Origin of the sequence: Shewanella abyssi (genome assembly GCF_023284025.1) — a bacterium.
In the GTDB taxonomy this organism is placed as follows: Bacteria; Pseudomonadota; Gammaproteobacteria; order Enterobacterales; family Shewanellaceae; genus Shewanella; species Shewanella abyssi.
In genome coordinates this window covers 1-20,388 of the sequence record NZ_JAKIKR010000057.1, presented here as the reverse complement: position 1 = coordinate 20,388, position 20,388 = coordinate 1, and the positions used below count along the sequence as shown (strand labels likewise).

At 43.9% G+C, this 20,388-nt stretch carries 17 protein-coding genes and 1 pseudogene; 12 read left to right on the top strand and 6 right to left on the bottom strand.

Features of this window, described 5'->3' with window-relative positions:
• Positions 1 to 2: 2 nt before the first annotated feature.
• From L2755_RS18745 to L2755_RS18690, 12 genes and pseudogenes are all read left to right on the top strand, one after another.
• Positions 3 to 1,937, top strand: coding sequence for a VWA domain-containing protein (locus L2755_RS18745; protein WP_248982205.1), 1,935 nt, complete (start codon positions 3 to 5; stop codon positions 1,935 to 1,937).
• The gene (locus L2755_RS18740) at positions 1,931 to 3,571 is read left to right on the top strand and encodes a BatD family protein (RefSeq protein WP_248982204.1); all 1,641 of its coding nucleotides are present in this window, start codon (positions 1,931 to 1,933) and stop codon (positions 3,569 to 3,571) included. The genes L2755_RS18745 and L2755_RS18740 overlap by 7 nt, the downstream gene beginning before the upstream one ends.
• Positions 3,572 to 3,790: 219 nt before the next feature.
• The gene (locus tag L2755_RS18735) at positions 3,791 to 4,354 is read left to right on the top strand and encodes a sigma-70 family RNA polymerase sigma factor (RefSeq protein ID WP_248982203.1); all 564 of its coding nucleotides are present in this window, start codon (positions 3,791 to 3,793) and stop codon (positions 4,352 to 4,354) included.
• A complete protein-coding gene (locus tag L2755_RS18730; protein ID WP_248982202.1) occupies positions 4,347 to 5,051 on the top strand; it encodes a DUF3379 domain-containing protein in 705 nt (234 codons plus the stop codon). The genes L2755_RS18735 and L2755_RS18730 overlap by 8 nt, the downstream gene beginning before the upstream one ends.
• A 146-nt stretch (positions 5,052 to 5,197) precedes the next feature.
• The gene (gene putP, locus L2755_RS18725; protein ID WP_248982201.1) at positions 5,198 to 6,649 is read left to right on the top strand and encodes a sodium/proline symporter PutP; all 1,452 of its coding nucleotides are present in this window, start codon (positions 5,198 to 5,200) and stop codon (positions 6,647 to 6,649) included.
• Positions 6,650 to 6,999: 350 nt separating this feature from the next.
• Positions 7,000 to 8,304, top strand: coding sequence for an OmpP1/FadL family transporter (locus L2755_RS18720; protein WP_248982200.1), 1,305 nt, complete (start codon positions 7,000 to 7,002; stop codon positions 8,302 to 8,304).
• Positions 8,305 to 8,460: 156 nt separating this feature from the next.
• Positions 8,461 to 9,516 (top strand): efflux RND transporter periplasmic adaptor subunit, encoded by a 1,056-nt coding sequence (locus tag L2755_RS18715; protein WP_428847816.1) that lies wholly within the window; start codon positions 8,461 to 8,463, stop codon positions 9,514 to 9,516.
• A 12-nt stretch (positions 9,517 to 9,528) separates the two neighbouring features.
• Positions 9,529 to 12,750 carry an efflux RND transporter permease subunit gene (locus L2755_RS18710; RefSeq protein WP_248982198.1) on the top strand — a complete coding sequence of 1,074 codons (3,222 nt, stop codon included), beginning with the start codon at positions 9,529 to 9,531 and terminating at the stop codon, positions 12,748 to 12,750.
• Positions 12,751 to 12,809: 59 nt separating this feature from the next.
• Positions 12,810 to 13,022 carry a YgaP family membrane protein gene (locus L2755_RS18705; protein WP_248982197.1) on the top strand — a complete coding sequence of 71 codons (213 nt, stop codon included), beginning with the start codon at positions 12,810 to 12,812 and terminating at the stop codon, positions 13,020 to 13,022.
• A gap of 19 nt (positions 13,023 to 13,041) precedes the next feature.
• Positions 13,042 to 13,434: a rhodanese-like domain-containing protein gene (locus L2755_RS18700; RefSeq protein WP_248982196.1), complete on the top strand. Its 393-nt coding sequence runs from the start codon at positions 13,042 to 13,044 to the stop codon at positions 13,432 to 13,434.
• Positions 13,435 to 13,458: 24 nt separating this feature from the next.
• A pseudogene (locus L2755_RS18695) lies at positions 13,459 to 13,584 on the top strand (proprotein convertase P-domain-containing protein); the annotation flags it as partial.
• Between the two features lie 128 nt (positions 13,585 to 13,712).
• On the top strand, positions 13,713 to 14,069 hold the full coding sequence (locus L2755_RS18690; protein ID WP_248982195.1) for a VF530 family protein: 357 nt from the start codon (positions 13,713 to 13,715) through the stop codon (positions 14,067 to 14,069).
• Between the two features lie 59 nt (positions 14,070 to 14,128).
• Here the strand turns inward: L2755_RS18690 and L2755_RS18685 are convergent, their stop codons facing one another.
• The 6 genes from L2755_RS18685 to L2755_RS18660 all read right to left on the bottom strand — a co-directional run bounded on the left by L2755_RS18685 (position 14,129) and on the right by L2755_RS18660 (position 20,275).
• Positions 14,129 to 14,938: a hypothetical protein gene (locus L2755_RS18685; RefSeq protein ID WP_248982194.1), complete on the bottom strand. Its 810-nt coding sequence runs from the start codon at positions 14,936 to 14,938 to the stop codon at positions 14,129 to 14,131.
• 132 nt (positions 14,939 to 15,070) lie between these two features.
• Positions 15,071 to 15,688, bottom strand: coding sequence for a GTP cyclohydrolase II (gene ribA, locus L2755_RS18680; protein WP_248982193.1), 618 nt, complete (start codon positions 15,686 to 15,688; stop codon positions 15,071 to 15,073).
• A gap of 222 nt (positions 15,689 to 15,910) precedes the next feature.
• Positions 15,911 to 16,267: a YibL family ribosome-associated protein gene (locus tag L2755_RS18675; protein ID WP_248982192.1), complete on the bottom strand. Its 357-nt coding sequence runs from the start codon at positions 16,265 to 16,267 to the stop codon at positions 15,911 to 15,913.
• 135 nt (positions 16,268 to 16,402) lie between these two features.
• Positions 16,403 to 16,867: an anaerobic ribonucleoside-triphosphate reductase-activating protein gene (nrdG, locus tag L2755_RS18670; RefSeq protein ID WP_248982191.1), complete on the bottom strand. Its 465-nt coding sequence runs from the start codon at positions 16,865 to 16,867 to the stop codon at positions 16,403 to 16,405.
• Positions 16,868 to 17,004: 137 nt separating this feature from the next.
• Positions 17,005 to 19,122 carry an anaerobic ribonucleoside-triphosphate reductase gene (nrdD, locus tag L2755_RS18665; RefSeq protein ID WP_248982190.1) on the bottom strand — a complete coding sequence of 706 codons (2,118 nt, stop codon included), beginning with the start codon at positions 19,120 to 19,122 and terminating at the stop codon, positions 17,005 to 17,007.
• A gap of 466 nt (positions 19,123 to 19,588) precedes the next feature.
• Positions 19,589 to 20,275, bottom strand: coding sequence for a hypothetical protein (locus tag L2755_RS18660; protein WP_248982213.1), 687 nt, complete (start codon positions 20,273 to 20,275; stop codon positions 19,589 to 19,591).
• Positions 20,276 to 20,388: the final 113 nt, after the last annotated feature.

The following is a 20,388-nucleotide window of genomic DNA, read 5'->3' as shown; positions in this document are numbered from 1 at the left end:
TCATGCATTTTTTACGTCCTGAGTGGTTCTTGGCCCTCATCCCACTATTTTTACTCCTAGTCTTTATTAAGAAAAACCAAGGCGCCAGCTCTAGCTGGGATCAATATATTGCGCCTCACCTTGCTAAGGTATTGCTTGGCAGTACACAGCAAAAACCAAGCAATAGTGTTTTATACCTAGCATTCGCTTGGTTGGTTGCCATATTAGCGCTATCGGGCCCCGCATTAGAAAAAACATCGCTGCCAGTCTACGAATCGGCTCAAGGTCGAGTGTTGGTGTTGGATATGTCACTATCTATGTATGCTAATGACCTATCGCCAAATCGACTCACTCAAGCAAAATATAGGGCAACGGATCTAATTGAGGCGCTAGCTGAAGGCGAAACGGGACTCGTGGCTTACGCGGGTGATGCCTTTACCATTAGCCCGTTAACACGTGATAAAGCCACTCTATTGAACTTACTGCCAACGTTAACGCCAAGTATCATGCCGGTTAAAGGCTCGAATATTGAAGCTGCACTAAAGCATGCTAAATCATTACTCAGCCAAGGCGGACATGTTAGTGGTGATATTGTGCTTTTTACCGATGGCATTTCAAGCTCACAACTTAACCGAGCAAAATCAGTCTTAAAAGGCACCCCCTACCGCTTAGGTGTTCTGGCTTTTGGCAGCGAACAAGGTGCTCCCATTCAGCTGCCTGACGGTCAACTTCTGCGTGATAACGGTAATCAAGTCGTTATTGCCAAAACAGATTATGGATTACTGCAATCATTAGCCTCTGCCGCCAATGGCAGCGTAATTCCTATTCGTGCAGATGGTCAAGATGTGACTCAGCTTGTGCAATGGCTTGCCAGCACCAAGGACACTAAAGAGAGTGATTTGGAAGGTGAAGTTTGGCAAGATCTTGGCGGCTATGTCGCGCTATTATTGCTACTACCAGTTCTGCTTAGCTTCCGCCACGGTATTGTCGGCGCTTTGGCTTTCATTGCCATAATGCAACCCGCTCAGCCTGTTTATGCCAATAGTTGGGATAACCTTTGGCATACTCAAAACCAGCAAGCATCAAGCGCCTATCAAGCTCAGCAATATGAAGCCGCAGCAGCGCAATTTGAGCAAGCTCAATGGCAAGCAAGCGCCCGCTATAAGGCCGGTCAATTTGATGAAGCGCTTGCGGGCTTTGAGCAAGATAGCTCAGCCAATGGGCTCTATAACCAAGGCAATGCGCTGATGCAGCTAGGTCAGTATGATGAAGCCGAAAAACGCTACCAACAAGCACTCGTTCAAGCGCCTGAAATGGACGCTGCGAAACAGAACCTAGACCTTGCCAAAGAGTTGCAACAGCAGCAAGAGCAACAACAAAATGGCCAAGGCGACGATCAACAAAACTCTGATGAGCAAGACAAAGACCAGCAGCAGTCTGACGAGTCAAAATCTAAGTCAGAGTCTAGTGATAAACAATCACAAGATGGTGGCTCCGATCCTGAAAATGGCAAAGGTGAACAGAACAAAGAACAATCTGATGAAGCTAATTCTGCAGATGACTCTGGCAATGATCCAGATGATGAGTCCGCAGAACCTCAGACAAATGAAGATACAGCGCAAGATGCAGAACAAAACCCAGATAAAGATCAGCCCAATGATAATGATGCTGCGATGGAAGCCGACAGTTCAAAAGATGACTCGAAAGAGGAGTCTCCGCAAAGCCAACAAGCCAAAGCACAACAATCAGCAGCTCAAGAGAGTGACGCTAAAGAAAATGAACCACAAGGCTCAATAGCTCCTGCAACACCTTCAGATGAAGCTCTTCCACCTGAAATGGAAAGAGCACTAAGGGCCATTGCTGACGATCCACAAGTATTGCTGCGCAATAAAATGCAGCTTGAATATCAGAAACGTCGCCGCCAAGGCATTAATACCAAGGAAAACCAACAGTGGTAATTCGACATCTACTCAGTGCGCTATTTATCGTAGCCTTAACCGCTGCGGCGCCCGCCAAGGCTATCACCAGCTTACAAGCATCGGTTGATCGCAACCCAGTCGTTGAAGGTGAATCTCTGGTGCTGACGGTAATCGCTGATGACGACCTCAACAGTGGCGAACTCAACACTGCATCACTGCTTAAAGACTTCATTGTTGGCAGAACAAGCATCAGTCGCAGTAAGCAGATCATGAATTTTGATGCCAGAAATGAGACTCGCTGGCAAGTGCTTTTATCGCCAAAATCCATTGGTAACATCACCATTCCCCCATTCAACATTAAAGGGGTGAGTTCTGCACCAATTAGTCTTTCAGTGGTAGAGCGAGACTCGCAACCACAGCAAAAGCAAGACATCTTCATGCGTGCAAGCTTATCAGCAGAAGAAGCTTATGTCGGCCAAATGTTAACCTATAGAGTGAAGCTTTACCTTGCGTTAGAACTGCAACGCGGCGTGCTTAGCGCTCCGGTGCTAGAGGGTGCTCAAATCAAGCAACTGGGTGAAGATAAGGACAGCAATGAAATCGTTAATGGCAAACGTTACCGCGTCATTGAACGGGCCTATGCCATTATCGCAGACCAACCCGGTGAACTAACCATCAATGGTGCCAGCTTTTCTGGCGATGTACTCGTACAAGCCAAACGTAATGGCGGCATGTTTTCATTTAATGAAAGTCGACCTACTCAAACACAAGCCCCAAAAACAGTGGTGTTAATCAACCCTGAGCCTGTCGAATATCAAGGTCAGTGGCTAGTGTCAGATTTAGTGGTATTAAAGGAAGATTGGCCAACGACACAAGTCGAATACAAAATTGGTGACCCAATCACCCGCACCATAAGCCTGCTTGCTTCTAATGCTGATGAGACCAGCCTGCCAGATATCCGACTATCGACACCTGCAGAGCTAAAGAGCTATCCAGAAAAGGCACAACGAAAGTCATTTGTACGTGACAAACAGATGGTGTCACAACTCACGCAAACCACCGCCATTGTCGCCACAAAAGCGGGGACTTACACACTGCCGCAAATAAAAGTCCCTTGGTGGAATCCCCACCTTAAGCAGCAGCAATATGCCACTCTCCCCGCCCGTACGGTGGTAGTGACAGGCGGCACTATTGTCGAGCCAATGAGCATTAATCTGCCGTTAAATACTGTTACCACGACAAGCGCGAGTTATTGGCCTTGGCTAACCCTAGTGTTTGCCTCGTTATGGCTGATAACGATAGTACTTTGGATCAATGGCAGGAAAAAACTGCCAGTAAATCCAGCTAACAATGACTATAAAACGACTGCTACGATTAAAAGTAACTCTCGAAAAATACTGGAACAAAGTTGTGCTGCACAGGATCCAACTAAAGTCATCAATGCAACTAGAGTCTACTATGCAGAGCTTTATGGTCGGCCAATGACACTGCAAGATATAACAAAAATATCTTGTGAGCTTGCCACCGCTATCGCTTCTTTACAGCAATCTGCCTATAGCAAAAGCAGCACTGATATTGACTATAAGCACTTGCTTAAAATCATTTTAATGACGAAAGTGGATGATAAGCAGAGCAATACATCAGCGCTTGATTCACTAAATCCGCAAATTTAACGATTTAACGATTTAACGATTTAACATCGTAATTGTATTTAAAATATGGCGCTCACATAGAGCGTCATTTTTATATCTACTGCGGTAATCTACCTATCATTTTGAACACCTCAGTTTACACTGCAGCGATTCAGGCTTGGTTTAGTGCTTGCCCATATTGGTATTCAATGATGAACACAGTTAAGCTGTGTTTCATTGATCCAGTTAGAAAAAATCATAATGTTTGATAGTTGGCGAAATAAAAAGTCGAGCACCACGGTCTCTTCAGACATGGTTAGCAAACAAAGACGATACGATAGCCTTGTCAGGGCACTTCATACCGATATATACCGCTATGGCTATTGGCTATGCGGCGATAAACACATCGCTGAAGATATCACTCAGGAAACATTTCTGCGCGCATGGCGTTCGCTTGATTCATTAAAAGATGAAAAAGCAGCAAAAGCATGGCTGATCACTATTCTCCGCCGTGAAAATGCACGACGCTTTGAGCGTAAACAGTTTAATTACTCTGATGTTGAACAAGAGTTTTTAGAAGATACCTTTTCTAGCAGTACTGAAGACCATGCTGAACAACATTTGTTACAGCGACAAATTTCAAAGTTGGAACTTGAATACCGTGAACCATTATTGCTGCAAGTGATTGGTGGTTTTAGTGGCGAAGAAATAGCAAAGATATTAGATCTTAATCGTAACACTGTTATGACGCGCTTATTTAGAGCAAGAAACCAACTGAAAGATGCACTCGAACAACCGACTATTAGAGGTCAATCCAATGGATGAACTTACATTTCGCCGCCAAGCCTACGGTGAGCCAAATAATCAAGATCCCGAGTTCCTTCACGCTGCAATGGAATCGGCTGAAAGAGAGGCCTTTTTAAATGATCTGAAAGGCTTAGATAACAAAATAGAAAAAGCACTCAATATCGATGTGCCTGATGATCTAGCCGCTAAGTTGTTATTACGTCAACAACTGCAACATCACCATTCACAACGCCGTAAGACCGGCTTTGCTTTTGCAATGGTCGCATCAGTCGCTTTCTTAGCGGGTATTACCTTTACGCTACTGCGAATGGGACCTGTAGATTTAGGACAGCATGCATTGGCACATGTTTATCATGAAGGTAAAGCACTTCAGCTTGATAACAATGTTCAATACCAAGACGTTAACTTTCAACTGGCTTCACTTGGTACTGTTGGAGATATGAAGTTTACTCAACAGCCCGGTAAAATGTTCTACAGCACCTATTGTGATTTCCAAGGGGTAAGAAGCCTACATATAGTGATGCAAGGCGAGCAAGGTAAAGTCACACTCTTTATCGTCCCGCTAGAAGATAGAATGGTATTAGAACAAGCTTTTTCCGATAGTAAATATAAAGGGTTGGGATTCACAACTGACAACGCCTACATGTTACTTGTTGGTGAAAAACACGACGATCTCAATTACGTTAAAAACGAAATTAAACAAACATTCATCTAATATTTTGACAACCAATGGTGCCATTCGTGCATCATTGGTTAGTTCTCAACCTCTTTGTGATCACATTTCCATCATTTATTGAGTACCAGCTCCTATATCTGCTAGCATAGCGCCACAACTAAGAAATGATAAAGCGTAAATATCTTATGACCATTGAATTACCCATTTTAATTACCTTCGTTGGCTACCTTGCCTTAATGATGGGAATTGGCCTATGGGCTTACAAGGCAACTGATTCTGTCGACGATTACATTTTAGGCGGCCGCGGCATGGGCCCGGCAGTAACGGCTTTGAGTGTTGGTGCTTCTGACATGTCTGGCTGGCTGCTTCTTGGTTTGCCTGGTGCCGTCTACTTAGGCGGACTCGGTGAGGCCTGGATTGGTTTTGGACTGGTTTTTGGTGCCTGGTTAAACTGGCTTTTTGTCGCCAAGCGATTACGGATCTATACCGAATTTACCGATAATGCACTGACCTTACCTGACTTTTTCGAAAAACGATTTGAAGATAATAAGGGGATATTAAAGTTAGTCTCTGCTGTCACCATACTGGTGTTTTTTACCTTCTATGCATCGTCAGGCATGGTTGGCGGCGCAATTCTGTTTGAGAAGGTCTTTGGCCTTGATTACACACTCGCGTTGATCATTGGCTCAACCATCATTGTAGCTTACACCTTTGTCGGCGGATTCTTTGCCGTAAGCTGGACCGACTTTTTCCAAGGCTGTTTAATGCTCGTAGCATTACTCATTGTGCCAATAGCTATTTTTAGCCAACCTGAAACACAAGCAGGCTTTGAAGCACTCGATCCTGCGATGTTGTCTCTGTTCAGTGAGGACACTACATTTATTGGACTCATCTCGCTACTCGCGTGGGGACTCGGCTATTTTGGTCAACCTCATATTCTGTCGCGCTTTATGGCTATAGGTTCTGCCAATGACATTCCCGTTTCACGCCGCATTGCGATGAGCTGGATGATTGTGGCGCTATTGGGTGCGTTGGCAACAGGTATTGCAGGCACGCTATACTTTGCCGCTAATCCACTCGAAAACCCTGAAACCGTGTTTATTCACCTAGCACATGCAGCTTTTAACCCATGGATTGGAGGATTACTTATCGCGGCGATCTTATCAGCGATTATGAGTACTATTGATTCGCAATTATTGGTTTGTTCAAGTGTTATTACTGAAGATTTCTATAAGAAGTGGCTTCGTCCTCAAGCGCAGAGCAAAGAGCTCATGCTCGTTGGTCGTATCGGCGTACTCGCCATTGCAATCATCGCAGGTGTTGTGGCATTAAACCCAGAAAGCAGTGTACTTGGACTGGTAAGTTATGCTTGGGCAGGCTTTGGTGCCGCTTTTGGTCCTGTAGTGCTAATGTCGCTCTTCTGGCGCGACTATAGCCGCAATGGTGCTGTTGCAACCATTCTTGTTGGTGCTGCTACAGTGGTTATTTGGAAGCAACTCAGCGAAGGGATTTTTGAGCTTTACGAAATTCTACCGGGTTTCCTTTTTGCGACAATAGCGGGTGTACTTGTCAGCAAATTAAAAGCGCCTTCTGATGAAGTCAAAGCGCAATTTAGTGAGTTTGAAGCTAAGCTATAGACTGACAATCTAGCAAATTATAAAAATAGCGTACACTTGTACGCTTTTTTTTACCTACAATTTAAGTCATCGAACAACTAGTAGTTACATACTATTAACCATAAGTTAAACCTAAAGCACGCCCCAAGCCCTATGCCACATAGCTTCTTTTTAAATATTCAGTCAAAAGAGTGATTCCTGAAACATTAATACGTTTTAATTAACTAATATTTAACAATATTTTAGCACTGGTCGGAGTTGTCAGTGTGCTCTTACCTACCTAATATGCACTGGTCTAATAAGTGGATCTTGCAGTTAATTTAACATTAACACTCATATAAGTAAGACCAAAAATAATAGAGATGATAACAATGAAGTATTTCAACAAGACTCTTATAGCAGTATCAGTAGCTTTAGTTAGCACACAAACAATGGCTTCTGGTTTCCAACTTAACAGCCAATCAGCAACGGGCATCGGTCGTGCATTTGCCGGTGACGCTGTCATCGCAGACAATGCCTCTGTTTTATCTCGTAACCCTGCCGCGATGGCATTGTTTGACGAAAAACAATTATCAATGGGCTTAACTTATGCTGATTTAGATGTTGAGATCAGTGATATTTATGTTAATTCCAATTTAGGCGAGATTCACTACGGTAGTGAAGATGATGCAGCTGAATCAAAGATTATCCCTAATTTTTATTATATTAGCCCAATAAACGATAAGTTCGCTTACGGAGTTGCTATGTTTAGTAACTTCGGAACAGGTACCGACACGGGCGAATTGTCACAACCAAAAGAGATTCCAGGTGGTTCACTGCCTGCACCAGTTGACCTATTAGGTAAAACAGAAGTGACTACCATTAACTTTAACCTAAGTGCGTCTTACCGTATCAATGACCACTTCAGTGTTGGTGTTGGTTTAGATGTTATTTACGGTCAAGGCAGGTTGACTCGTTCAGGCGAATTGCCGCTTGCTCCAGATGGATCATATGTGCCAGTGGATCTGGTAGATGTTGATGCTGATGGTGTCGCCTTTGGTGGTATTGTTGGTGCTGTCTATGAAATTAACGCCAACCACCGTTTAGGTGTAAGCTACCGCTTCAGCCCAGAATTTACCGCTGATGGAATAGTGAAATTTGGCGGAACTGATTTTGAAGAGATCAATATTCCAATCCCTGATATCTTCCAAGTCGCGGGTTTTCACCAGCTAACAGACAAGTTCGCATTGCATTACACTGCCCAAATGACAACTTGGGGTGACTTTCATGCAATCACAGTTACAGATCCAGCCGAAGCACAACTTAAAAAGTACGCTTGGGATGACTCTTGGTTATTCAGTCTCGGTGGTACTTATTCACTGACTGAAAACTGGACTGTACGTGCAGGTTATATGTTTGACCAAGGTGTTGTTGGTGAAGTGAGTTCACTTTCTTTCCCTGACTCAGATCGTCAATGGTATACATTTGGTGCCACTTACAACATGTCTAAGCATACTAGCATCGACTTTGGTGTCGCTTTTGTTAGAGGCGAAGAAACTCAGCTAACTGAATATAGTGCTGTTTTAGACCAAATTGGTCAACAGATGCCAGCTTTAGGTGATGATCTTGGTACTGTGCATGCGACAACGCTATCAAATGCTACCTACTATTCAATGCAGTACAACTACAAGTTTTAAACCCGTATTTGCATAGACGAAAAAGCCGCATTTAATGCGGCTTTTTTATACGCAAACTCATTCCATCGCATTTTTCTAATGAATAATGATTGCGCCTTCCACATACATCCATTAGAATAATCTCATGGAGTATTTTGAGGCAAATTAACTATGACGATCACCGCATTCCCTCGCGTTGCACTTATCTTATTATCGCTAACATCGAGTCTATCTTTCCCTACATTCGTCAACGCGGCGGCTCAAGAGATTGATAGCCCTGCAACAGTGACCGTCGAATACCAGTCATACTCGAACTGGGTTGCATTAGATGCGGTTATCGAGCCTACAAAAGCAGCGACGGTTTCGGCGCAGACATCAGGGCGCATTCTCAAACTCAATTATGATGTTAATGATATTGTCGCTGAAAACGCATCACTTTTAGACATTACTAGCAAAGAGCAAGGTGCACAATTAGCCTCAGCCGAAGCCGAGCTTGCAACAGCAAATGCGCAAAATGTCGAAGCGCAGGCGCAACTGCGCCGCTACAAAAAGCTGTTTCCTCAAGGGGCGATTTCCGCAGGCGCTATGGATGAAGCCCAAGCCAATGCTAAATCAACTCAACAAGCCGTTAGCGCAGCAAAAGCGGGTATAGTACAAGCCACTGAATCTCTAAAATATACGACCGTAAGCGCCCCCTTTTCAGGGGTGGTAACCCAAAGACACGTTGAACAAGGTGAGACTGTCAGCCCAGGTCAACCACTCTATTCCGGCTACTCTTTAACGCAGATGCGCGCGGTCACCCATGTGCCACAACGTTATATCAACGCGCTGAAGTTACAACCAACATTCAAGCTAACACTCGCCGACGGCGAACAAATCATCAGCAATAAGCTCAATATATTTAGCTTTGTCGATCAAGTCAGTCACAGTTATAAAGTGCGTATCGAGCTTCCCAAAGCGGCAACGCCTCTTATCCCTGGTAGTCTCATTAAGGCCGAGTTTGTCAGTGGTCAGCGCCAAACCATGTTCATCCCTCAATCCGCCCTCATTACCATGAGTGAGTTAAACGCGGTGTATCTGCAGCAAAACAATCAGTGGGTACTTAACCAGGTTCGAGTAGGCCAGCGAGACGGTGATTCCATTGAAGTACTATCAGGGTTATCTAACGGCGATATCATCGCAGAAGATGCTTACCAAACCCTGTTGCGTTTACAAAAACAGTCTAAACCTTAAGGAACTGACAAGATGACCAATAAGCAAAAATTAGGGATCTCAGGCCGTATAGCCGCTGCTTTTCAGCTTAGCGCGATGACTCCTTTACTGGCATTACTTGGCCTTTTACTTGGCCTATTTGCCGTGCTGGTGACCCCAAAAGAGGAGGAGCCTCAAATCAATGTCACCTTTGCCGATGTTTATATCCCTTTTGCGGGCGCATCGCCGGCTGAAGTCGAAAGTTTGGTCACCTTACCCACTGAGCAGATCATCTCTGAACTGAAAGGAATCGACACTCTTTACTCCTTTTCACAGCCCGATGGCGCACTATTTATTGTGGTTTTCGAAGTCGGTATTGAACGTAACGACGCCATCGTAAAGCTTTATAATCAGATCTACTCCAACTTAGATAAACTGCCCCTCAATGCTGGCGTCGGTGAACCACTCATTAAACCACGAGGTATTGATGATGTGCCCATTGTCAGCTTAACCCTGTGGTCAAAAGAGCCCACGGTTTCGGCAGAGCAACTGACCCATATCGCCAATAGCTTAGAAACAGAGATTAAACGCATCCCTGGCACTCGCGAGATAAACTCGGTTGGTGCCCACCAGCTCACCCTTAATGTCAGAATAGATCCGGTAAAAATGAACTACTACGGGATCTCATATAATGAGATAAACAGTAGTTTAAGCAGCAATAATCATGTGTCTATGCCGGCCTCATTAGTACAACAAAACCAAGAAATTAAAGTCCAAACCGGTCAATTTCTCACGAGTATCGATGATGTAAAACAACTTGTTATTGCAATACGAGAAGATAGCGACAAACAAGCAGCACCCGTGTTCCTTGCTGATATTGCACAGATCACTCTTAAAGCTGATATTCCAGTTCAAAGCGCTTGGCATGGTGATAAAACCAGTATCTACCCCGCTGTCACCATTGCCATTGGTAAGCAACCAGGGGTCAACGCGGTCGATATTGCCGATGCGATACTTGAACGCGTCGATAACGTCGACAATATTCTGTTGCCTGACGGCGTCAATATTTCTGTTTCACGTAACTATGGTGAAACCGCGGGCAACAAAGCCAATACCCTGATTTTAAAATTGATTTTTGCCACCTCGGCTGTGGTTATCTTAGTGTTACTGACCATGGGTTTTAGAGAAGCCCTTGTTGTTGGTATCGCTATTGTTATCACACTTTCCCTGACTCTTTTTGCTTCTTGGGCTTGGGGCTTTACCTTAAATCGCATCTCTCTATTTGCACTTATCTTCTCCATCGGCATTTTGGTCGATGATGCCATCGTTGTGGTTGAAAACATTCACCGGCATATGGCCATGGGCAAACGCAGTTTCACCGAACTGATCCCCATTGCTGTTGATGAAGTGGGCGGCCCGACTATTCTGGCGACCTTTACGGTTATCGCCGCCCTACTACCAATGGCTTTTGTGTCAGGATTAATGGGGCCCTACATGAGCCCAATTCCTATCAACGCCAGTATGGGGATGCTGATCTCTTTGGCTGTCGCTTTTATGGTCACGCCCTGGCTTAGCCGTAAATTACTAAAACATGACAATACTAAAACAGACGCTGGAATTGAGGCTAATAAGGCAAATCAACCCAATACAGACAGTATTATGCTGCGCGTTTTCACCCGTTTAATCGGACCTTTTGTATCAGGTTCCGGTGCCAGAAAGGCACGCTTTGGCTTAGCCGCTGGGATTTTTGTGTTGATCGCTATTGCGGTTGCACTGCCTATTGGCAAGTTAGTGGTACTAAAAATGCTGCCTTTTGACAACAAGTCTGAATTTCAAGTTATTGTTGATCTTCCAGAGGGAACCCCGGTTGAACAGACTCAACGTACATTAAAAGCATTAGCTCAACATCTTAACCAAGTTGACGAGGTCGAGAGTTATCAACTCTATGCAGGCACTAGTGCCCCAATGAACTTTAATGGCTTGGTGCGCCACTACTTTCTGCGCCAAAGCCAAGAGTTGGGTGATATACAAGTGAACCTTGTCGACAAACAGCATAGAGACCGTGACAGTCACAGTATTGCAATCGCCGTAAGAGCGCCACTGCAGGAGATAGCAAAACAATATAATGCTAATGTCAAAATAGTCGAAGTACCACCGGGACCGCCAGTGTGGTCACCCATTTTGGCTGAGGTCTACGGCCCCAGTGCCGCTATTCGTGAAAAAGCCGCTACCGAACTTCAAGCACTTTTTCAGCAAACGACCGATGTAGTCGACATCGACATTTATCTCCCCGCCAACCAAGCTAAATGGCAGGTCAATATCGACCGCAGTAAAGCCAGTTTACTCGGCATACAATATAGTCAAGTCGTCGATTTAGTGGCCACTAGCATCGGCGGTAAAGATATTAGCTATCTGCATGCGCCTAACCAAAAACACCCTATCCCTATCCGCATTCAACTCAAAGAGGGAGATAAATTCAATTTAGAACAAGTACTAAACCTGACGCTAAAGAATAATAAAGGCCAAGCTATTGCGATGTCTGAGCTATTGCAGATAGATAAAGGCACTATTGATGCACCCATCATCCACAAGAATATGATCCCCATGATCATGGTCGTAGCAGATATGGCAGGCCCGCTAGATAGTCCTTTATACGGTATGTTTGATATGGTTGGGAAGATAGATACTGAGGGTGGTTTAGGTTTCAAGCAGCACTACATTAGCCAGCCTACAGGGCTAGATAGTATCGCCGTGCTATGGGATGGCGAGTGGAAGGTCACCTATGAAACCTTTAGAGATATGGGCATCGCCTACGCCGTGGGCATGATCGCTATCTACCTATTAGTTGTCGCCCAATTTAAGTCTTACAGCATTCCGCTCATTATCATGGCACCCATCCCGCTGACGGTGATTGGCGTGATGCCTGGCCACGCATTACTGGGGGCACAATTTACCGCAACATCGATGATAGGCATGATAGCGCTGGCAGGGATCATTGTGCGCAACTCCATTTTACTGGTGGATTTTATTCATCAAGAAACGGCAGCAGGCGTACCCTTCGAGCAAGCGGTTATTCATTCTGGGGCTGTGCGTGCCAAACCAATAATGCTTACCGCCCTCGCCGCGATGATAGGTGCACTTTTCATCTTAGATGACCCTATCTTTAATGGCTTGGCTATCAGCCTCATATTCGGGATTTTGGTATCTACTCTACTCACCTTGGTGGTTATTCCCGTCCTGTACTACGCCGTAATGAAAAGCCGTTATCACAATTAATTTTCAAAACCGCGCACGCCGCAATAGCGAACTTGCGCTTTAACTAGAGAGGGATCGATATGTCTATTGAACGCGCCATTATGGCTTTTGCTGGAATAATGATTTTGTTATCGTTAGCGTTAACAATGTGGGTCAATCACAACTTCGTCTGGCTGACTGTATTTATAGGAGCAAATTTGACCCAAAGTGCCTATACTGGTTTTTGTCCTGCTGCAATGGTGCTACGAAAATTAGGCTTTAAATCAGAAGCGCAATTGGCAAGCAATAAATAATAACAATTAAGGAATATTGATGAGCCACTCATTTAAGCTGCAAAACAAACTTTCTAACATATTTAAATTTATGACATTCAGTGCATTGTTGCTGATGGTTAGTAACCTAGCACTTGCAGCTGATCAAAATGCACAAGAAGCATGGCTGAAAATTGATGCTGGTGCCTTAGTTGTTGATGTTAGAACAGCTGAAGAGTTCGCGCAGGGGCATTTACCTAACGCAATCAATATTCCGTTCGAACAGATAACGACTGTATTTACCAATAAAAAAATGGATAAAGATCAAGCGGTAGTCCTTTATTGCCGCAGTGGCCGTCGCAGCGGTATTGCTAATGACGCCTTAATTAGTGCAGGTTATAGCAACACCTACAATGGTGGCGGTTATCAGATGTTGATTCAGCAGAAAAAATAACCTCATTCAGGTACTGTCACGGTAAAAGTAAACATTAGCCATACCTACATTGGCGATTTACAAGAAGAGCTGCATAGCCCTAGGGGGCAAATTGCGGTATTGCATGATAATACCGGCACGATTAACGCTTGGGAGTTAAGTTTCCAATAATCATCGACTGATTTTAAGCGCATTTTAGAGAGCCTTAAGGGCTCTCTTTTTTTGCTCTGCATTGAGCTGACATATCTAGTGATTTAACTGATATAATTACCTCAATAGTATCTGCAATGAACGTAACCATGACACAAGCAAACAACCCATTACACGGTATCAAGCTAGAAACCTTACTTAACGATCTAGTCGAGCATTATGGCTGGGAAGAGCTTGGGGAACGCATCAATGTGCGCTGCTTCAAACATGATCCAAGCATCAAGTCGAGCCTAAGATTCCTGCGTAAAACCCTCTGGGCAAGAGAAAAGGTTGAATATCTTTACCTTAAGATGAATAAATTACCTTTGCCGGCTAGAAAGCCAAGGGATGACGGCTATCAAGCCAGTGATAAAACGCTGCGCACTGCTAATAACAAAGCGGCAGATAAACCAAGCACAGACTCAAATGATGACACTCAGCTAAATGCCAACATCTGGGGAAAATAACTAGAAAAGGCTTAACATTCACAGTTGTTAAGCCTTTTTTATCGCCATAAAATTGACTGCTATAGAGGGAAATCAAATATAAGTCGCCAAACCTGTACACCATCTCCCCGACGATAACTCACTCCAAACCTGCTCATATTAAACAGATCCCATCCGACTGGTTTTGAAAAAGCCAAGGTGATCCCGGCTTCAAAACTGTTTGTCACCAAAACATCCTCTTCAAAAGGAGTCACAAATCTAAGCTTATCAAAGTACCAATAACCGGCGACAAAAAATCTTGGTTCTACGCCAATATCTGCAACCTGAAAATGGTAATTAGTGCCTATGTCAACGCCAGATTGAATCGCTGAATAGGTCTCATTAGTAGGGCCTTCATCAAGACTGTTGTAACCCGCAAAAAAGATGCGGTTAACCCAGATAGGCTTTGTTTCTTTAAGTTCGAAATCAAGCAGGCTCGACATACCAGCAGAATAGATGATGACATCATTGCCATTGGTGGTATTCGTACCGACACCCAAGTCGGCATAGGATTGAAACTCATGGGTAGCAGAGGTCTTCACGCGATATTCTATCCCAGGAGTGAACGTGGCTGTCCCAACACTCGTTGGAAAGTCCCCATCAGGAATATCACTCCAAGTAAAATTGTAAAAACCGAGTGATAATGGTGTGCGTAGCACTAAAGATTCAGTTTCTGTTCGCTCAAGGTCAAAGCTTATAGGGATATTAACAACCGTCGCATTTTGGCCTGAGGTTCGGTAAACACCGCTACCTAAATAATTGGCAAATGCATAATGGCTGTAATCTGTTTCAGCATTGGCTGGCAGGACAAAAATAATCAGCAGAATTGAGAGGTAACGCGAAAGGGCCATAAATTAACTGTAAACTTAACGGTTCTCTAATTGATAGTCCTGAATATAGCGGTATAACCATGGAAAAGCCACGGTTATACCAATCTCATTGAATAGGTGATCATTCAGCGGGATATTTAATAGGGTTTAAGCCTAGTCTTTGTCTTCCTCAGTAAAATGATGTTCAGACATCATATGACCCAATTCAGTAGACTTGGTCTTAAGATAACCTTCGTTATAGCGATTTTTACCGACTTGAAGTGGTACACGCTCAACAACCTCTAAACCAAAGCTTTCCATCGCTTTTACTTTTCTTGGGTTATTGGTCATCAGTCTAACCTTACTGACACCAATCTGCTCCATCATGGGAATAATCATGTCATATTTGCGCATATCGGCAGCAAAACCTAAACGCTCATTTGCCTCGACAGTGTTCGCTCCAGCATCTTGCAACTCATAGGCTCTGATTTTATTCAGTAAACCAATACCACGCCCTTCTTGGCGCAAATAAAGGATAAATCCCTGACCGACTTCAGCAATATTCTGCATCGCTGTTTGCAGCTGAAAACCACAATCACAACGTAAACTAAAAAACGCATCACCGGTTAAACACTCGGAATGAATACGACCTAAAATGGGGCTCTCGGCATCAAATACGCCCAATGTCAGCGCAACGTGCTCTTTACCTGTCTCGCTATCTTCAAAACCATGCATTTCAAAAACACCCCAAGGTGTTGGCAATTTCGAAGACGCGATATATTTAATCGACATGATAAAACCTTAACGACTACTCTCATTCCCTGAGACTGCTGAAATCCTGATAAAGAGAAAATGTGAATTGGAATTGACTTCACGCCGACGCAAAGCCAAACATTAACTATCGCTAGCTAATCATTCAATGACAATACATGACGCTACAGCGCAGCATAAGCTGCGCACTTAAACATAAACTTGACGCGGCTCACTAAATGAATAAATCAGCCTACTGTTTGCTTAAAATTCTTTCGCAGCAAAACCAGTAACTTGTTTTATGCCCATTTCGCGGCCAAGTGCAGTCATAGGGTGAACAACCACTAATCCTTTAACTGACTTTTTAAATTTACCCATATCAGCTTGCTCCGCTTTAGTCAGTACGCGGCTAAATTTAAGGTCTTTAACTGTTGAACCTTCTTTGCCTAACTCACGATTTTGCTGTTTTTTAACGTTAGCAATACGCTTGGTTAAAGTGGCAATCTCACGTTTAAATTGGATTGTGACCCCTGGGTCATCGCGCTTTTCAGCTGCTGCTAACTTACGACGAAACTTATCGAGCTTATCGTTGAGCGTTTGCAGCTCCTGCTTTAAATTCATTTACAAACCTTAAATTCAAATCTAAATTACATATTTAGAAACAAAAACAGCCTCAAATAAAGTATTGACGCCGTTTGTCATTATTGCCTCATTATAACAGCATATAGTGCAATATTACCTAGGTTTATGCTTAGCTTATCTTAGATAATGGATCACTTGGTTACTACTGCCTCTAAAAACTAAACTTGGATCAGCCAGTAGTTGCTCAAATTTGCCATCGACAACCACATTGACCAGATCGACCACCGCTTGTTGCTCTGTGGTTAATTGACCTACTAAATAGCCGGTCCACAGCCAAATATCTTTACCCGGACACTGCTCTTTTACCCGTATAACCAGCTCAAGAATAGCCGCCACATTGCCTGGAAAAAGAGGATCGCCACCAGAAAGAGAAAGCCCTCGCCTTTTTATGCGAGTATCATTTAAGTCATCAATGATGCTCTGCGTCATAGCCTCATCAAACAGATGACCAGAGCATGGATTCCAAGTTGATTGATTATAGCAACCGCGGCATTGATGCTCACAACCAGAGACAAATAGCGTCGCCCGAGTGCCTGGGCCATTAAGTACATCGGTCTGATAATATTGATGATAATGCATACTATCCCTCTTCCTAAATCATACCAATGCCATTCAGTAATACATTATGAGTACTGATGGTAAGTGGAAACTAAACGCTATTGCTATAAAAAAAGGTGCCAATTAAAGCACCTAGTTTCGTTGTCGCAGGCCTTAAATTAAAGGTGCTTAATTCGGCGCTTAACCTCTTCTTGCTTACCATAGTTAAATGGTCTTGCGTCCGGGCTACCCAAATAGCCACATACACGGCGAGTCACTGACACTCGGCTTGGTTCATGGTTACCGCATTTAGGACAAGTAAACCCTTTACTGGTACAACTGAATTCCCCCGTGAAGCCACAGTCATAACACTCATCTATCGGGGTATTGGTGCCGTAATAAGGCACTCTTGAATAGCTGTAATCCCAAACATCTTCCAATGCTTCTACATTGTTTTGCATGTTTGGAAACTCGCCATAACAGATGAATCCACCGTTGGCGATCTCTGGGTACGGTTGTTCGAAGTCTATCTTATCGTATGGGTTAGCTTGCTTTTCAACGTCTAAATGGAAACTGTTGGTGTAATAACCTTTTGAAGTTACACCCTCAACCACACCGTAGGTTTTGGTATCGATGCTACAAAAGCGGCTACACAAGTTTTCACTTGGCGTGCTGTAAAGACTGAAACCGTAACCGGATTCTGCTTTCCACTTATCGGTTGCTGCTTTCAAGTACTTGATCACTTCAAGTGCTTTCTCTCGCAGTAATGCGCTGTCGTAAACGTGAGTCTCGGTGCCATAAAGTGCATTGATGGTTTCATGTAAACCAATGTAACCAAGAGAGATTGACGCGCGGCCATTCTTAAAGATCTCTGAAACATCATCGTCTGCACGCAGTCGTACGCCACATGCACCTTCCATATAGAGGATTGGTGCAACACGCGCTTTAACGCCGTCCAAACGTGCGATACGAGTATCTAATGCTTTACGGGCAATGACTAAACGCTCATCTAGGATGCGGTAAAACTCAGCTTCATCGCCATTCGCTTCAAGTGCAACCCGCGGCAAGTTCAAACTGACTACACCAATGTTATTACGCCCTTCATGTACCAGTTCTCCGTCTTCTTCAAAAGTCCCGAGGAAGCTACGACAGCCCATTGGGGTTTTGAACGAACCGGTAATCTTCTCAACCTGTTCGTAGTTAAGAATATCTGGGTACATGCGTGTCGTTGCGCATTTTAATGCAAGCTGCTTAATATCGTAGTTACAATCACCCGTTTTATGGTTAATACCATCACGGATAGCAAAAACGAGCTTTGGAAAAACGGCTGTCTTACGGTTTTTGCCTAATCCAGCAATACGCACTTTCATCATAGACTGTTGAATTAGGCGAGATTCCCAAGAGGTCCCTAAACCGAAACCAAAGGTCACAAATGGCGTTTGGCCATTGGCGGTATGCAGTGTGTTGACTTCATACTCAAGCGACTGGAATGCGTCATGACACTCTTTCTCTGTCTGTGCTATCGCGAACGCTTTGGCGTCGGTAATGCCCCAAGTCAATGCGATTTGGTATTGTTTGTCATAGCTTTTTGCTACAAATGGTGCCAGCACTTCATCAATACGATTAATGGTGGTTCCGCCATAAATGTGGCTGGCAACTTGCGCGATAATCTGTGCAGTAACAGCTGTCGCCGTTGAAATTGATTTAGGTGTATCGATCTCTGCGTTGCCCATTTTAAAGCCATTGGTCAACATACCAGCGAGATCAATCAACATACAATTGAACATCGGGAAGAATGGCGAGTAGTCTAAATCATGGTAGTGGATCTCACCTGACTCGTGAGCTGCAACGACATCTTTGGGCAAAATGTGGCACTTGGCATAGTGTTTAGCAACAATACCCGCCAACAAGTCGCGTTGAGTTGGGATCACTTTTGAATCTTTATTAGCATTTTCGTTCAAAAGCGCCGCATTGCTCTGCTCAACTAAGCCACGGATCTCTTGATTTAGCCTGCTACTCACTTCACGTTTTGTATCTCTATCATGACGGTACTCGATGTACACGCGCGCCAATGATTTGTATGGCCCTTCCATTAACAAGTTTTCCACTGCATCTTGGAGATCGTGGATATTTATCTCGTCTAAATTGGCCACCGAATCGGCTGCTTGTTTCGCGACTTGTGCTGCGTAAGCGGTGTCATCAATACCTGCCGAGTTAGCAGCGGCTATCACTGCGTCTTTAATCCTTGTTTCGTCAAAAGGCGTACGGTAACCATCCCGTTTAATAACTACTGGCATTGTATAACTCCTATTTTACATCATCTACAAGCAACACTACATATAGTGGCACTTTTATTCTAAATCACAATATGTAGCGCATTAAGCTATAAAAAGACAACCAGTACTTTGATCCAGATCATTATTTCAAACAACGAAGTTAATAAGAAAAAATAACTGGGGACGATCACGCTTATCTAAAATTATGCCCTTGACGATGGCCTATAAGCGGGCTAGTAACAGTATAAAGTTGGGATAAATTGTGGATAAAGACACAAGAAGATTGATGGCTTGTCTTTAACTGCCTGTTGATGCAGCAGGATTTTGATTAATTCAAGTAAACAACACAATGTTTATCTGCGTTGAGTGGGGAATTGTTAGCCGTTTTGGTGTTTAAAACTGTATATTGAAGTGGTTTGGGTATAGATAACAGCCCTCACTTTTAACCACTGAAGCCACTAAGATAGATCAAATAAATCCAACGCCTTTAATGTTGTTTAGCGAGCGCCAAATAACTGTTTAGCTGACCAGTGGCTTGTTGATGCTCACCTGTCATAGAAGCCAGTTGCATCAAAGATTTTATCCCTTGATATTGATTCTTCTGTTGATCCGTTAGTGTTCTATCTGAATCTAGCAAGGCGGTAATATCGCTAGCAACGCGATTCGCTTTTTGTGCAACGGCTGGAGATTGGATTGAATCCATCGTGCGCATAACCCACTTTGCTTCATCTAACGTGCCCGCTAGCTCTCTATCTTCGCCACTGTTGGTTAACGTAGCACGCTGCTCATCGATAAAGTCGGCTAAGGACTGATCTTCTGCGGGGGGAATATCAAAGCCACTATTGGTTAGGCGATTGAGTTGTCCATCGGACAAAATGCCATCTTGGTAGAGTCGTTGAATCAGGTTGGGTAATTTATCTGAGCTAAAACTGCCATCTTGAAAGAAGTCTTTGGCCATCGCTTCTATCTTCTGCGCTCGCTCAGCTCGGCCAGATAACACGAGACCACTATCATCATTAGCCGCGGTATTAGTTGACGGGGCTGAGGCGCCAGCATTAACCGCTTGAACACCTGCGGTGCTGCCAACACCAGTCTGAGTGTTTGACACTCCATAGGCATCTGCCAGCACAGCGCCGCTATTAATAGGGGTATTGATACTACTAAGTGGATTCATCGTCAAAAAACGGCACGTTTCCTGCTTTGGTTAGATTATAACTAAATCAGTGCCGAATTTTTGACGATGAATCCACTTAGTAGTATCAATACCCCTATTAATAGCGGCGCTGT